A 13,454-nucleotide genomic window follows, 5' to 3' on the forward strand; every position below is an offset into this window, starting at 1 on the left:
ACAAATGCAATTCGGAATAAAACGTGAAAATATTTGTTACTGGTGGCGCAGGCTTCATTGGATCTGCCGTTGTTCGTCATATAATTAAAAATACGCAGGATACCGTCGTTAATATTGATAAGTTAACCTATGCCGGTAATCTTGAGTCACTTATTGATGTTTCAGATAATGAACGTTATTTGTTTGAACATGCTGATATTTGCGACTCAGTTAAGATGGAGCGCATATTTGCGGAGCATCAACCCGACGCTGTAATGCATTTGGCTGCAGAAAGTCATGTTGACCGCTCTATCACCGGCCCGGCTGCATTTATTGAAACGAATATTGTGGGTACCTATACTTTACTGGAAGCTGCAAGAAAGTATTGGTCTTCATTAGCCAGTGAGAAAAAAGCGACTTTCCGCTTTCACCATATTTCTACAGATGAAGTGTATGGCGATCTTCCGCACCCGGATGAGTTAGCTAACAACGAGAAACTTCCACTGTTTACGGAAACGACGGCCTACGCGCCAAGCAGTCCTTATTCTGCATCGAAAGCCTCCAGCGATCATTTGGTTCGTGCGTGGATGAGAACCTATGGCCTGCCGACTGTTGTCACTAATTGCTCAAATAATTATGGTCCTTATCATTTTCCGGAAAAATTGATTCCGTTAGTCATATTAAACGCGCTGGAAGGTAAATCCCTGCCAATTTATGGCAAAGGTGATCAGATTCGTGACTGGCTGTATGTCGAAGATCACGCCCGCGCGCTCTATACCGTGGTGACTGAAGGTAAAGCAGGGGAGACCTACAATATCGGGGGACACAATGAGAAGAAAAACCTTGATGTTGTACATACCATCTGTGATCTGCTGGATGAAATAGTGCCGAAGGACGCGTCCTATCGTGAACAAATCACCTATGTTGCCGACAGACCAGGTCATGATCGTCGTTATGCTATTGATGCGGACAAAATTAGTCGCGAATTAGGCTGGAAACCAGAAGAGACGTTTGAGAGCGGCATCCGCAAGACAGTGGAATGGTACCTTGAGAATACACAATGGGTCGCGAATGTTAAAAGTGGCTCATATCAGACGTGGATTGAACAGAATTACGAGGGGCGTCAGTAATGAACATCCTTCTGTTTGGTAAGACAGGACAGGTGGGCTGGGAATTACAACGTGCCCTGGCTCCTCTTGGCAACCTGATTGCCCTTGATCTTCATTCAAAAGATTTTTGCGGTGATTTTAGTAATCCAGAAGGTATTGCTGAAACAGTCCGGAAAATTCGTCCCGATGTGATTGTTAATGCAGCAGCGCATACTGCAGTTGATAAAGCTGAAACAGATCGCGAGCTATCCGAGTTATTGAATGCGCGCAGCGTAGAAGCGATTGCAAAAGCGGCTGCCAGCATTGACGCATGGGTAGTACATTACTCTACCGATTATGTCTTCCCTGGCAACGGCGAAAGGCCATGGCGTGAAACTGATGCGACAGCTCCACTAAATGTTTATGGCGAAACGAAACTTTCGGGTGAACAGGCCCTGCAAAAGCATTGTGAAAAGCATCTTATTTTCCGCACCAGTTGGGTATACGCAGGTAAAGGCAATAACTTCGCCAAAACGATGTTGAAACTGGCAAAAGCGCGTGAAGAACTTTCTGTCATTAACGATCAGTTTGGTGCGCCTACTGGCGCAGAACTGCTGGCCGACTGTACGGCGCATGCGATTCGCGTGGCATTGAATAATCCCGAGGTCGCAGGGCTTTATCATCTGGTTGCAAGCGGTACGACAACGTGGCATGACTATGCGGCGCTGGTATTTGAAGAAGCACATAAAGCGGGTATTGAGCTTGCGTTGAACAAGCTGAATGCCGTGCCAACAAGTGCTTATCCTACCCCGGCGAAACGTCCGGCAAACTCGCGTCTGAATACAGAAAAATTCCAGCATAATTTTGGCCTAACGCTACCTTCCTGGGAAAAGGGCGTTAAGCGCATGCTGGAAGAGCTGTTCACAACAACTTCAATCTAACATATTACTTTTAATGCCCCTCTGAGGGCATTTTCTGTTTGAGAAAGCAAAATGAAAACTCGTAAAGGTATTATTCTGGCAGGTGGTTCGGGTACGCGTCTTTATCCAGTTACGATGGCGGTAAGTAAACAGTTGCTGCCGATCTATGATAAACCGATGATTTACTACCCGCTGTCTACGCTGATGTTGGCGGGCATTCGCGATATTCTAATTATCAGTACGCCACAGGATACGCCTCGCTTTGAGCAGTTGCTCGGTGATGGCAGCCAGTGGGGCCTTAACCTGCAGTATAAAGTTCAGCCAAGCCCGGATGGTCTCGCACAGGCCTTTATCATTGGTGAAGAGTTTATTGGTAAAGATGATTGCGCTCTGGTCCTGGGGGACAACATCTTCTACGGTCACGATCTGCCTAAACAGCTGGCTACGGCAGTTGATAAAGAGAGTGGGGCCACAGTATTTGCCTATCATGTTAACGATCCAGAACGTTACGGCGTGGTTGAATTTGATAAAAACGGTACGGCCATCAGTCTGGAAGAGAAGCCTCTGGAGCCGAAAAGTAATTATGCGGTAACGGGGTTATATTTTTATGACAATGACGTTGTAGAAATAGCGAAAAGCCTGAAACCTTCACCGCGTGGTGAGTTAGAAATTACCGATATTAACCGTATTTATCTTGAGCAAGGGCGTATGTCAGTAGCCATGATGGGTCGTGGGTATGCGTGGCTAGATACGGGCACACATCAAAGCTTGATTGAGGCAAGTAATTTCATTGCCACCATTGAAGAACGCCAGGGGCTGAAAGTTTCTTGCCCAGAAGAGATTGCCTACCGTAAAGGGTTCATTGATGCGGAGCAAGTGAAAAAGCTGGCCGAGCCGCTGAAGAAAAATGCTTACGGGCAATATCTGCTTAAAATGATTAAAGGTTACTAAGCGATGAACGTGATTAAGACTGATATTCCAGATGTTTTGATTTTTGAACCAAAAGTATTTGGTGACGATCGTGGGTTTTTCTTTGAAAGCTTCAGCCAGAAAGTCTTTGAAGAGGCTGTAGGGCGTAAAGTTGAGTTTGTACAAGACAACCACTCCAAATCTTCAAAGGGTGTACTTCGTGGTCTTCACTATCAACTCGAACCTCATGCACAGGGTAAACTTGTTCGTTGTGTAGTTGGGGAAGTATTTGATGTTGCCGTTGATATCCGTAAATCTTCCCCGACATTCGGTAAGTGGGTGGGGGTTAATCTCTCGGCTGAAAATAAACGGCAGTTATGGATTCCAGAAGGTTTTGCGCATGGTTTTCTGGTGCTGAGTGAGATAGCTGAGTTTGTCTACAAAACGACAAACTATTATCATCCGCAAAGCGATCGAGGTCTAATGTGGAATGATCCAGATATTGGTATTGAATGGGGAAATATCGCAGGCGTCCAGTTATCTGATAAAGACGCTAAGCAGGTCGCATTCCGAGAATACGTTTCTCAAGATATTAAGTGGTAAATATGAAAAGAATAATTACGTTTGGTACATTTGATGTTTTTCATGTCGGTCATATTAATATACTTGAACGCGCGAAAGCGTTAGGTGATTATCTAATTGTCGGCGTGTCTTCTGATCAATTGAATTTCAGTAAAAAACAACGCTATCCAATTTATTGCCAAGAAGATAGGTTAAAAATAATTAGCTCTTTGAAATTTGTCGATGAGGTTTTTGTCGAGGAGTCCCTAGAGCTAAAATTAGACTACATTAAAAAATTTAAGGCTGATGTTCTTGTTATGGGAGATGACTGGAAGGGAAGGTTCGATTGGGTTAAAGACGAATGTTCAGTTCTATATTTGCCAAGGACGCCTTCAATTTCAACGACAGAAATCATTGAAATTGTACGATCTAAATAAATAGAGAGCAACCAGTGATCAATAAGGTGTTATTGAAAAATATGGTTGCACTAACATTGGTGCAATTTTCAAATTATCTTGCGCCACTATTAGTACTTCCATATTTGAGTAGAGTATTAGGCACTGATGGATTTGGCATGATTATGATGTCACTTTCCTTGTGTTCCATTGGCTTCATAATAACAGATTATGGATTTAACTTATCGGCATCATATTGGATCGCAAAAAATGCGAAAAATAGAGAAAAAGTATCCAAATATATAGGTGCTGTGTATACAATAAAAAGCGTACTCATCACTTTTTTTATCATTGCACTAATACTGTATTTATTAATCAGTGATAGTCTCTTGGCTTCACGACATGATCTTATTGCACTGGTTGGTTGCGTTGTCCTTTTTCAATCTTTCCAGCCAATGTGGTTTTTCCAGGGGATAGAAAAATTGAAAAATGTCACCATTTACATGGTGATCTCGAAACTTTCATATTTAGTACTTGTGTGGCTGTTAGTAAAAAAAGAAAGTGATATTAATTTTGTCTTAGTTAGTCTTTGTGTCAGCAACCTTGTTGCTACTGCGATTTCTATATATTCTATTTATCATGAAGGATATAGGATCGGAAATCCTGCCTGGTATTTAATTAAACACGTATTTCATTCCAGTTCTGGTTTTTTCTTTGCCCGTGTGTCTGTCAGTGTTTATACGAGTGCAAGTACTTTAATCGTTGGTAGTTGCGCTGGGTTACATCAGGCAGCGATGTACTCCGCGGCTGAAAAACTGTATATGGCAGGTCAAAGTTTATCTTCACCAGTAAGCCAGTCACTTTACCCATATCTTGCTAGGACTGGAAATAGCAAGGCATTATTAAAAATAATGGCTGTGTTAATTCCATTATTTATATTAGGTTGTCTTGTTGTTAGTTTTATTTCTGCAGATTTTATCCATATTTTCTATGGAAATGGATTCGAAGATTCAGTACACATTTTTAATGTTTTTCTGTTATCACTAATTGTTACGTTTGTCAGTATAAATTTTGGATATCCAGCTTTTGCAGCATTGGGAAAATTGCGCTGGGCTAACATTACGGTATTTATTGGTGGTGCCCTTCAAATTCTACTACTTTTTATTCTTTACTACAAAGATATGATCACTGGAATGAATGTCGCAATCTGCGTGCTTGTGACCGAATCAACGGTACTTATTTGCCGTGGAATACTTCTGTATACTTTCAAAAAAAGAGTAAAGAAAAATGTTTCATAAGATTTCTCTTGTGTTAAGGTTGCCATTATCAATTATTGAATCTCTTATACCAAAAAATAAAAAAATATGGATATTTGGATCCTGGTTTGGAGCGAAATTTGCAGATAACTCGAAATATTTTTATCATTTTTTAAATGAAAATAGTGATATCAATGCCATTTGGATATATAAAGATAAAACCCTAGAGGACTATTTTAAAAAGGAAAAACTAAAAGCATGCTATTATAAAAGTTTCTCAGGTATCTTTTATCAGTTGCTCGCATCGAAAGTTTTTGTTTCTCATTCAATCAGCTCTGATCTAAATCCTCTATTTATATCACTAAACACACAACGAATACAAATGTGGCATGGAGTACCATTAAAAAAAATAATGTATGACAATCCAGCAGAATGTAAGTGGTGGAACAAAAGTCGCCTCTACAGACTATTTACCAATAACTTTTACAATTACGTGCTTTCTCCCGGACCAGAGTTTAATGCTGTTTTTGCCTCTGCATTTGGTGTTTCAAATAAAAAAATTATTGATTGTGGCTATCCCCGTAATGATGTTTTTACACGAACTACTAAAGTAATGGACGATGAAAATCGTTTAAAAGTAATCTATATGCCTACCTATCGTAGTAATGAGCAGAGTAAAGATTTACTTTTTAGTGAAAGATGTAAATTTGATTTCTTACGGCTAGATAGTTTTCTGACGGCCAACTTAATTGAACTTACCATCAGGGTACATCCAGCTAACTTACCGCCGCAAAAATTATTAGAAGAATTAAAAAAATCAAAGTCGGTAAGACTTTCCTCTTCTGATGATGTCTATGAAGAAATAAATAATTATGACTGCTTAATTACAGATTACTCAAGCATACTATTCGATTTTGCTATAACCAAAAAACCCATTATTTTCTCTGCATTTGATCTTAGCGAATATCTATCAGAGGAAAGAGAGATGTATCATGTCTATCAGGATATTAGTGGTGGAGATGAAGCAAGGAATTGGGATGAGGTATTGCAAAAACTTCTAGAGCTAAAGGCTGAACCCCAAAAATTTATTTATGGGACAGTCCTTCAAAAAATTAGCGGCACAGTCGTTCTTGGTGAAAAAAATAGCTTTAGTAAAATGCTCTATAATAAACTTTGCCCAGAAGATAAATTAAATTATTAAGGTTGATAGCATGGATTTAGAAGAGCATAAAACTGAAAGTAACGAAACTTGTGCTATTATTGTTACATATAATCCGATTGTCTCTAGGGTCCAAAAATTAATTAATTCCCTTAAAGAACAGAGTTGCGATGTTTTTATAATCGACAATAGTCCACTTGCAGTCGAGGATTTTATCTATGAACGATACAAATGGCTTGGTGGAAATAAGGGAATAGCGCAGGCACAAAATGATGGGATCTTATTAGCGCTAAAACATAAATATTCTTATATAATATTTTTTGATCAGGATAGTGATATACAGAAAAATTTTGTGCCCAAGTTGTTATCAGCGATGAAACAAAATGATTTTGAAGTATGTGCGCCTGTTTTCTTTGATGAGAAACACGGGTTTGAATATGCTATTACTGATATTGATGCTTATGGCAATCGAAGAAAAATATTTTCCAATGGTAGAATGGATATGTTTACTTCATCTGTTGTTATATCTTCTGGAACATTAGTAAGATCAAATGTATTTCACAAAGTCGGATTAATGGATAGTAGATTATTTATTGATTACGTTGATACTGAATGGTGTCTGCGTTGTTTTTCTCATGGGATTAAGGTTAATATAATTCCGACAGCTAAGATGTATCATTCGATAGGTGATAACTCTATTAAAATAGGGCGCTTCAGAATACCGGTACATTCTGCAATGAGACGTTATTACAGAACAAGAAATGCAATTCATTTGTTACGTTATAAGCACGTGCCGAAAAAAGTAGCCTGTAGAGAAATTATTTTCTCGATAATACATAATATTATATTATCATTTGCACTGTTTAAATTCTCATACTTTAAAAATTCATTTTTAGCTATCGTGGATGGGATTTTAAATCGTTGGGGTGAGAATAAACATTCTTAAATAATGAATTTGGGTAATGATAATGTATAGAGTATTGGTTTTATTGGCAGTATATAATGGTAAGGAATGGATTGACGAACAACTTAATTCTATTCGTATACAGGAAAATGTGCAGGTAGACATTTTAGCTAGTGTTGATTTAAGCACTGATGGAAGTTTCGAGTACATAGCAAAAAATCACCCTGATGTTCATTTATTACCTTATGGTGAAAAATATGGGTCAGCAGGTAAGAATTTCTATCGCTTAGTTCTTGATGCACATTTTGAAAACTATGATTATATTTCCTTCGCTGATCAAGATGATATTTGGTTGGCTGATAAATTGAGTCACGCAATACAAAAAATAAATAAAAAAGAGGTTGATGCTTATTCTGGAAATGTAATCGCATTTTGGGAGGATGGGCGCCAGACACTGATTGATAAATCACAACCTCAGGTTCAATTTGACTATTTTTTCGAAGCTGCAGGTCCTGGCTGTACCTATGTATTTAATAAAAGACTAGCTCAAGCTTTTCAACATTTTTTAAAGAACGTCCCTGAATCAAAGAAGGTAGCATTACATGATTGGTTGCTATATGCATATGCCCGTAGTAATCATTATCGATGGTATATTGATAAAGAGAGTAAGATGTTGTATCGTCAGCATGCTAATAACCAAGTTGGGGCAAATGAAAGCTTTCGAGCTGCATGCAAAAGATACCATTTAGTTAAAGAAGGGTGGTACAAAAAAGAGATTGTAAAGCTACTCAAGCTTTTTGGTTGTGAAAATTCGTTACTTAATAAATATATAGGCACAAAACGGTTGCTTCCAAAAATAGATATTATAGTTAATGTTCATCAGATGAGGCGGCGTTCTCGCGATCGTTATGCTTTTTTGGTTTTTTATATATTAAGACTTATTTGATAATGTTTGTTTTGAGTCGTTTTTGTATATCTAAATTATTTATTGTATGACATCTAAGTTATTAATTGTTGTTAAAATATAATAATATTCGGTTGTCATCATTAAATCCTTTTTGGATGTACGCTCTACCTTTTATTTGTGTGCCGCTTATTTATTCACTACAGTATCAGGCTTGTATGTTTCATTTGGTGTTGTTACTCTGCAAGTCATTTTATTAATAATTTTTTAATTATTGGTTGACTTTTTAATTGCAAGCTAAAAGGCTGGCTTACTCTAAATGAATATAACAATAGAACACAACCAGTTATTCGGTTCAATGTTTGTACTGTGGTCGTGGGTTTATTAATTGACTGCTTGCCTTCTTTTCAAACTCCCATGTTCAGTATTTTTCGTGGAGACATCTATTCATATAATGATTTTGGTTTGGAAGCATTTCATGTTATATATATTGGCTATATTTCGGCATTAGTTGTTGTCAGTTAAAGCGTCAAAAGTTAAGTTTCCTTGTGGGAGTTGTATTTCCTATATTTGTGACTTTGTTAATAGTTAATTAGAGGTGATATTCTACTTGTTATCTTTCCTATGGCTTTTATTTACATAAATCACATACGGAAGTCGAAGTCTTTAGATATTAACGCCAAGATCATTGGGTGTGTTTTAGTTATTATTGATATCGTCTTTTTTGGTTTTTTGGGTGATAAGCGGATGATATCATCCGGATATACCGATGAAAAAGAGATATTTAAAATAGATCAAGCAGACCCTGTTTTTGATTATGTATCTACTGGCTTTTTGGGTTTGTCTGTATGTTTTATCACCAATGTGAATTTAATTGAGCAGGAATTAAGTAACAATTATAATAAAGGTAAAGTATTGGATTTTATACTGGGAGCTATATTACCTTGTTTTGTATAGAAAATATACACCCCTAATGTTGTAGAACGCTACAACTTTAATAAGATAACGCCTCAACTTACTGTTTCTACAGGATTTGACTGAGCAGTAGTTATATTGGTCGATATGGGTTTTTGTTTCTTAACCTGTTGGATGATATTTATCACCGCCTTATTTAACTGGCAAAATAGAAATTTTTATATTCGTTCTGCGTGTGCAATTCTTTCGAGTAATCGGTTTTGATAATTTTTGATAGCATATTCATATTTAGTTGATGTGTGATGCAATTAATAGTATTAACTCTTTTCTCGCGATGTAGAGTGGGGTCTTACTCACTTATATAGTAATTCTTGTGAAGACTTTTAATAGATCTCAACTCTATCCTACGTTGTAAATGTGAGTTAACATTCTTATACATTCAAGCCGCGCAAACGTCGCGCGGTGACCACACCTGACAGGAGTATGTAATGTCTAAGCAGCAGATCGGCGTCGTCGGTATGGCAGTGATGGGGCGCAACCTGGCGCTCAACATCGAAAGCCGTGGTTATACCGTCTCCGTTTTCAACCGCTCCCGTGAAAAGACCGAAGAAGTGATTGCCGAGAATCCCGGCAAGAAACTGGCGCCTTACTACACGGTAAAAGAGTTTGTTGAATCCCTTGAAACGCCTCGTCGTATCCTGTTAATGGTGAAAGCCGGCGCGGGTACCGATGCCGCTATCGATTCACTGAAGCCGTATCTGGATAAGGGCGACATCATCATTGATGGTGGTAACACCTTCTTCCAGGACACCATTCGTCGTAACCGTGAACTTTCTGCCGAAGGTTTCAACTTCATCGGTACCGGTGTTTCCGGTGGTGAGGAGGGCGCGCTGAAAGGGCCTTCTATCATGCCCGGTGGTCAGAAAGAAGCCTACGAACTGGTTGCGCCGATTCTGACGAAGATTGCAGCCGTTGCTGAAGATGGTGAGCCTTGCGTAACCTACATCGGTGCTGATGGCGCGGGCCATTATGTGAAGATGGTGCACAACGGCATCGAATATGGTGACATGCAACTGATCGCTGAAGCGTATTCCCTTCTGAAAGGCGGTCTGAACCTTAGTAATGAAGAGCTGGCGAGCACCTTTACCGAGTGGAATAACGGTGAGTTGAGCAGCTACCTGATCGACATTACGAAAGACATCTTCACCAAAAAAGATGAAGAAGGTAAATTCCTGGTCGATGTGATCCTCGACGAAGCAGCTAACAAAGGTACCGGAAAATGGACCAGCCAGAGTTCTCTCGACCTTGGCGAACCGCTGTCTCTGATCACCGAGTCTGTATTTGCACGTTACATCTCCTCGCTGAAAGATCAGCGTGTGGCGGCGTCTAAGGTTCTGACAGGACCGAAAGCGCAGTTGGCAGGTGAAAAAGCAGAATTTATCGAGAAAGTTCGTCGTGCTCTGTATCTGGGTAAAATTGTTTCCTACGCTCAGGGCTTCTCTCAGCTGCGGGCTGCTTCTGACGAGTACAACTGGGATCTGAACTACGGTGAGATTGCGAAAATCTTCCGCGCGGGTTGCATCATTCGTGCCCAGTTCCTGCAAAAGATCACCGATGCCTATGCCGAGAATGCGAACATTGCAAATCTGCTGTTGGCTCCATACTTCAAGAACATCGCTGATGAATACCAGCAAGCGCTGCGTGACGTGGTGGCTTATGCGGTTCAGAACGGTATTCCTGTTCCGACCTTCTCCGCAGCTGTTGCCTACTACGACAGCTATCGTGCCGCTGTTTTGCCTGCTAACCTGATCCAGGCTCAGCGTGACTACTTTGGTGCGCATACGTATAAACGCACTGATAAAGAAGGTGTTTTCCATACCGAATGGCTGGAATAATACTGAAACTATGTATGCGTGAGCCCGGTTTATAACCGGGCTTTTTTTTGTCTGTAATCTGATTGATTTCTTTTCACTCCTTAATACTAACTTAATAAATATCTTTTATTCTGATAAAGAAAATCCGAAATGTTTTCGCCTTCATTGACATAATATTCACTCAGGCGTTAAAACTTTTAAATCTTATCAGGGTGTAAAACATCGTGATTAATATATTAAGTTAATTCTGAGAGTGTGAAATGAATATCACCATTTCTGGTACCGGATATGTTGGTCTGTCTAATGGTCTACTTATCGCCCAGCATCATCAGGTAATCGCATTAGACATTATCTCTTCACGTGTTGAAATGCTAAATGATCGGATATCTCCTATTGTTGATAAAGAAATTCAACAATTTCTGCAGTCTGTTGATATTCACTTCGAAGCTACACTGAATAAAAAATACGCCTACCAAAATGCTGATTATGTCATTATTGCCACGCCGACCGATTATGATCCAAAAACTAACTATTTTAATACATCCAGTGTAGAGTCTGTTATCCAGGATGTCTTAGACATTAACCCAGATGCAGTAATGGTCATTAAATCAACAGTTCCTGTTGGTTTTACGGCGGCAATGTCTAAAAAATTTAATACTCAAAATATCATTTTCTCTCCCGAATTCCTGCGCGAAGGTAAAGCTCTCTACGATAACCTGCATCCTTCACGGATTGTGATCGGTGAACGCTCAGAACGTGCAGAACGGTTTGCCGCGTTGTTACAGGAAGGGGCGATTAAACAGGATATCCCCACGCTTTTTACCGATTCTACCGAAGCAGAGGCAATTAAGCTGTTCGCCAATACCTATCTGGCTATGCGTGTGGCTTACTTTAATGAGCTCGACAGTTATGCAGAAAGTTTAGGCCTTAACGCGCGGCAGATTATTGAAGGGGTGTGCCTGGACCCTCGGATTGGCAACCATTACAACAATCCATCATTTGGTTATGGTGGCTATTGCTTGCCGAAAGATACCAAACAACTTCTGGCGAATTACCAGTCGGTGCCAAACAATATTATTTCTGCCATTGTGGATGCCAACCGCACACGTAAAGATTTTATCGCTGATGCGATCCTGGCAAGAAAACCGAAGGTGGTGGGTATTTATCGACTGATAATGAAGAGTGGTTCCGACAATTTCCGTGCATCCTCTATTCAGGGGATCATGAAGCGCATCAAGGCCAAAGGGGTTGACGTCATTATTTACGAACCGGTCATGCAGGAAGACGCATTTTTCAACTCCCGACTTGAGCGAAACTTAACCACTTTTAAGCAGGAAGCTGATGTGATTATTTCTAATCGCATGGCAACTGAACTTCAGGATGTCGCAGACAAAGTGTATACCCGAGATCTTTTCGGCAGCGATTAACTCAATTTAATCAGGGCTAAAACAGCCCTGGTTGCCTATCAAAAACATTCAAATAATATGTAATTTTTATCAATTATCCTATGGCTTTCACGATGTTTATGACTACACTATTTCGAGCTTAAGCCTTTTCTCGTTAGGATATTGATAAGAGTGGATAATCACAACCTCGCTGGGCGCAGTAACGATCCGGAACAAATTGATTTAATTGACTTAGTGATGCAATTGTGGCGCGGGAAGGTAACGATCATCGTTTCTGTGATTGTTGCTATTGCGCTGGCTGCGGGTTATCTGGCCGTAGCGAAGGAGAAATGGACGTCGACAGCGATTGTGACTCAACCCGAAGTGGGGCAAATTGCCAGTTATAACAATGCGATGAACGTGTTGTATGGTAATAACGCACCTAAAGTCAGTGAGATTCAGACCGGATTTATCGGTCGTTTTAACACGACTTTTTCAGCATTGGCAGAAACGTTAGACAACAAAGAAGAACCAGAAAAATTGACCATTGGACCGTCGGTGAAAGGCCAACAGTTGCCACTGGTTGTCTCTTATGTGAGTGATTCTGCTGAAGGTGCCCAACGTCAACTGGCGGAGTATATCCAGCAGGTTGATGAGAAGGTCGCGAAAGAGCTGGATGCTGACCTGAAAGATAATATTAAATTGCAGACAACGACGCTTCAGGACTCGCTGAAGACACTGGAAGTGGTGTCTCAGGAGCAAAAAGAGTTACGTATTCAGCAAATTCAGGAAGCGCTCAAGTTTGCGACTCAGGCTAATATCGCCAAACCGCAAATCCAACAGACTCAGGATGTCACACAAGACACCATGTTCCTGCTGGGTAGTGATGCGCTGAAGTCAATGATTGAGCATGAAGCGACACGCCCTCTGATCTTTTCAGCAAACTATTATCAGACGAAACAGAACCTGCTGGATATTGAAAAGCTGAAAGTAGACACTTCCGCAATTCATGCCTATCGCTATGTGATGAAACCGACGCTGCCGATTCGTCGCGACAGCCCGAAACGTGCGATTACGCTGGTGTTGGCCGTGTTGCTGGGTGGAATGATTGGTGCGGGTGTGGTTCTGGGGCGTAATGCGCTGCGTAACTACAAGCCAAAAGCACAATAATTTTTCTCTATGTCGGATGGCGATGCGCTTATCCG

13 protein-coding genes are annotated in these 13,454 nt (G+C 40.2%); all 13 read left to right on the plus strand.

The genetic code is table 11. The annotated features are described in order from the left end of the window. Positions 1 to 23: 23 nt before the first annotated feature. The 13 genes from rfbB (at position 24) to wzzB (ending at position 13,419) form a co-directional block, all read left to right on the plus strand. Positions 24 to 1,109, plus strand: coding sequence for a dTDP-glucose 4,6-dehydratase (gene rfbB / locus JM656_RS08160; RefSeq protein ID WP_203360730.1), 1,086 nt, complete (start codon positions 24 to 26; stop codon positions 1,107 to 1,109). Continuing rightward, a complete protein-coding gene (gene rfbD / locus JM656_RS08165) occupies positions 1,109 to 2,008 on the plus strand; it encodes a dTDP-4-dehydrorhamnose reductase (protein ID WP_203360731.1) in 900 nt (299 codons plus the stop codon). Before rfbB ends, rfbD begins: the two co-directional genes overlap by 1 nt. A 51-nt stretch (positions 2,009 to 2,059) precedes the next feature. After that, positions 2,060 to 2,938, plus strand: a complete 879-nt coding sequence (rfbA, locus tag JM656_RS08170) for a glucose-1-phosphate thymidylyltransferase RfbA (protein ID WP_203360732.1) — start codon at positions 2,060 to 2,062, stop codon at positions 2,936 to 2,938. 3 nt (positions 2,939 to 2,941) lie between these two features. Further along, positions 2,942 to 3,499 carry a dTDP-4-dehydrorhamnose 3,5-epimerase gene (gene rfbC / locus JM656_RS08175; RefSeq protein WP_203360733.1) on the plus strand — a complete coding sequence of 186 codons (558 nt, stop codon included), beginning with the start codon at positions 2,942 to 2,944 and terminating at the stop codon, positions 3,497 to 3,499. Between the two features lie 2 nt (positions 3,500 to 3,501). Then, positions 3,502 to 3,894: an adenylyltransferase/cytidyltransferase family protein gene (locus JM656_RS08180; protein ID WP_203360734.1), complete on the plus strand. Its 393-nt coding sequence runs from the start codon at positions 3,502 to 3,504 to the stop codon at positions 3,892 to 3,894. Between the two features lie 41 nt (positions 3,895 to 3,935). Continuing rightward, a complete protein-coding gene (locus tag JM656_RS08185; protein ID WP_203360735.1) occupies positions 3,936 to 5,150 on the plus strand; it encodes an oligosaccharide flippase family protein in 1,215 nt (404 codons plus the stop codon). Next, on the plus strand, positions 5,140 to 6,309 hold the full coding sequence (locus JM656_RS08190; protein WP_203360736.1) for a CDP-glycerol glycerophosphotransferase family protein: 1,170 nt from the start codon (positions 5,140 to 5,142) through the stop codon (positions 6,307 to 6,309). The genes JM656_RS08185 and JM656_RS08190 overlap by 11 nt, the downstream gene beginning before the upstream one ends. Positions 6,310 to 6,319: 10 nt before the next feature. Further along, positions 6,320 to 7,213: a rhamnosyltransferase gene (locus JM656_RS08195; protein WP_203360737.1), complete on the plus strand. Its 894-nt coding sequence runs from the start codon at positions 6,320 to 6,322 to the stop codon at positions 7,211 to 7,213. Positions 7,214 to 7,235: 22 nt separating this feature from the next. Next, the gene (locus JM656_RS08200) at positions 7,236 to 8,117 is read left to right on the plus strand and encodes a glycosyltransferase (RefSeq protein WP_203360738.1); all 882 of its coding nucleotides are present in this window, start codon (positions 7,236 to 7,238) and stop codon (positions 8,115 to 8,117) included. A gap of 582 nt (positions 8,118 to 8,699) precedes the next feature. Continuing rightward, positions 8,700 to 9,032, plus strand: a complete 333-nt coding sequence (locus JM656_RS22270; RefSeq protein ID WP_238929209.1) for a hypothetical protein — start codon at positions 8,700 to 8,702, stop codon at positions 9,030 to 9,032. 446 nt (positions 9,033 to 9,478) lie between these two features. Continuing rightward, positions 9,479 to 10,885, plus strand: coding sequence for an NADP-dependent phosphogluconate dehydrogenase (gene gndA, locus JM656_RS08210; RefSeq protein ID WP_203360739.1), 1,407 nt, complete (start codon positions 9,479 to 9,481; stop codon positions 10,883 to 10,885). Positions 10,886 to 11,124: 239 nt separating this feature from the next. Next, on the plus strand, positions 11,125 to 12,291 hold the full coding sequence (gene ugd / locus JM656_RS08215) for a UDP-glucose 6-dehydrogenase (protein ID WP_203360740.1): 1,167 nt from the start codon (positions 11,125 to 11,127) through the stop codon (positions 12,289 to 12,291). A gap of 144 nt (positions 12,292 to 12,435) precedes the next feature. Then, positions 12,436 to 13,419 carry an LPS O-antigen chain length determinant protein WzzB gene (gene wzzB / locus JM656_RS08220; RefSeq protein ID WP_203361244.1) on the plus strand — a complete coding sequence of 328 codons (984 nt, stop codon included), beginning with the start codon at positions 12,436 to 12,438 and terminating at the stop codon, positions 13,417 to 13,419. The last annotated feature ends 35 nt before the right edge of the window (positions 13,420 to 13,454 follow it).

Origin of the sequence: Citrobacter sp. R56 (genome assembly GCF_016811995.1) — a bacterium.
Taxonomy (GTDB): Bacteria; Pseudomonadota; Gammaproteobacteria; order Enterobacterales; family Enterobacteriaceae; genus Citrobacter_D; species Citrobacter_D enshiensis.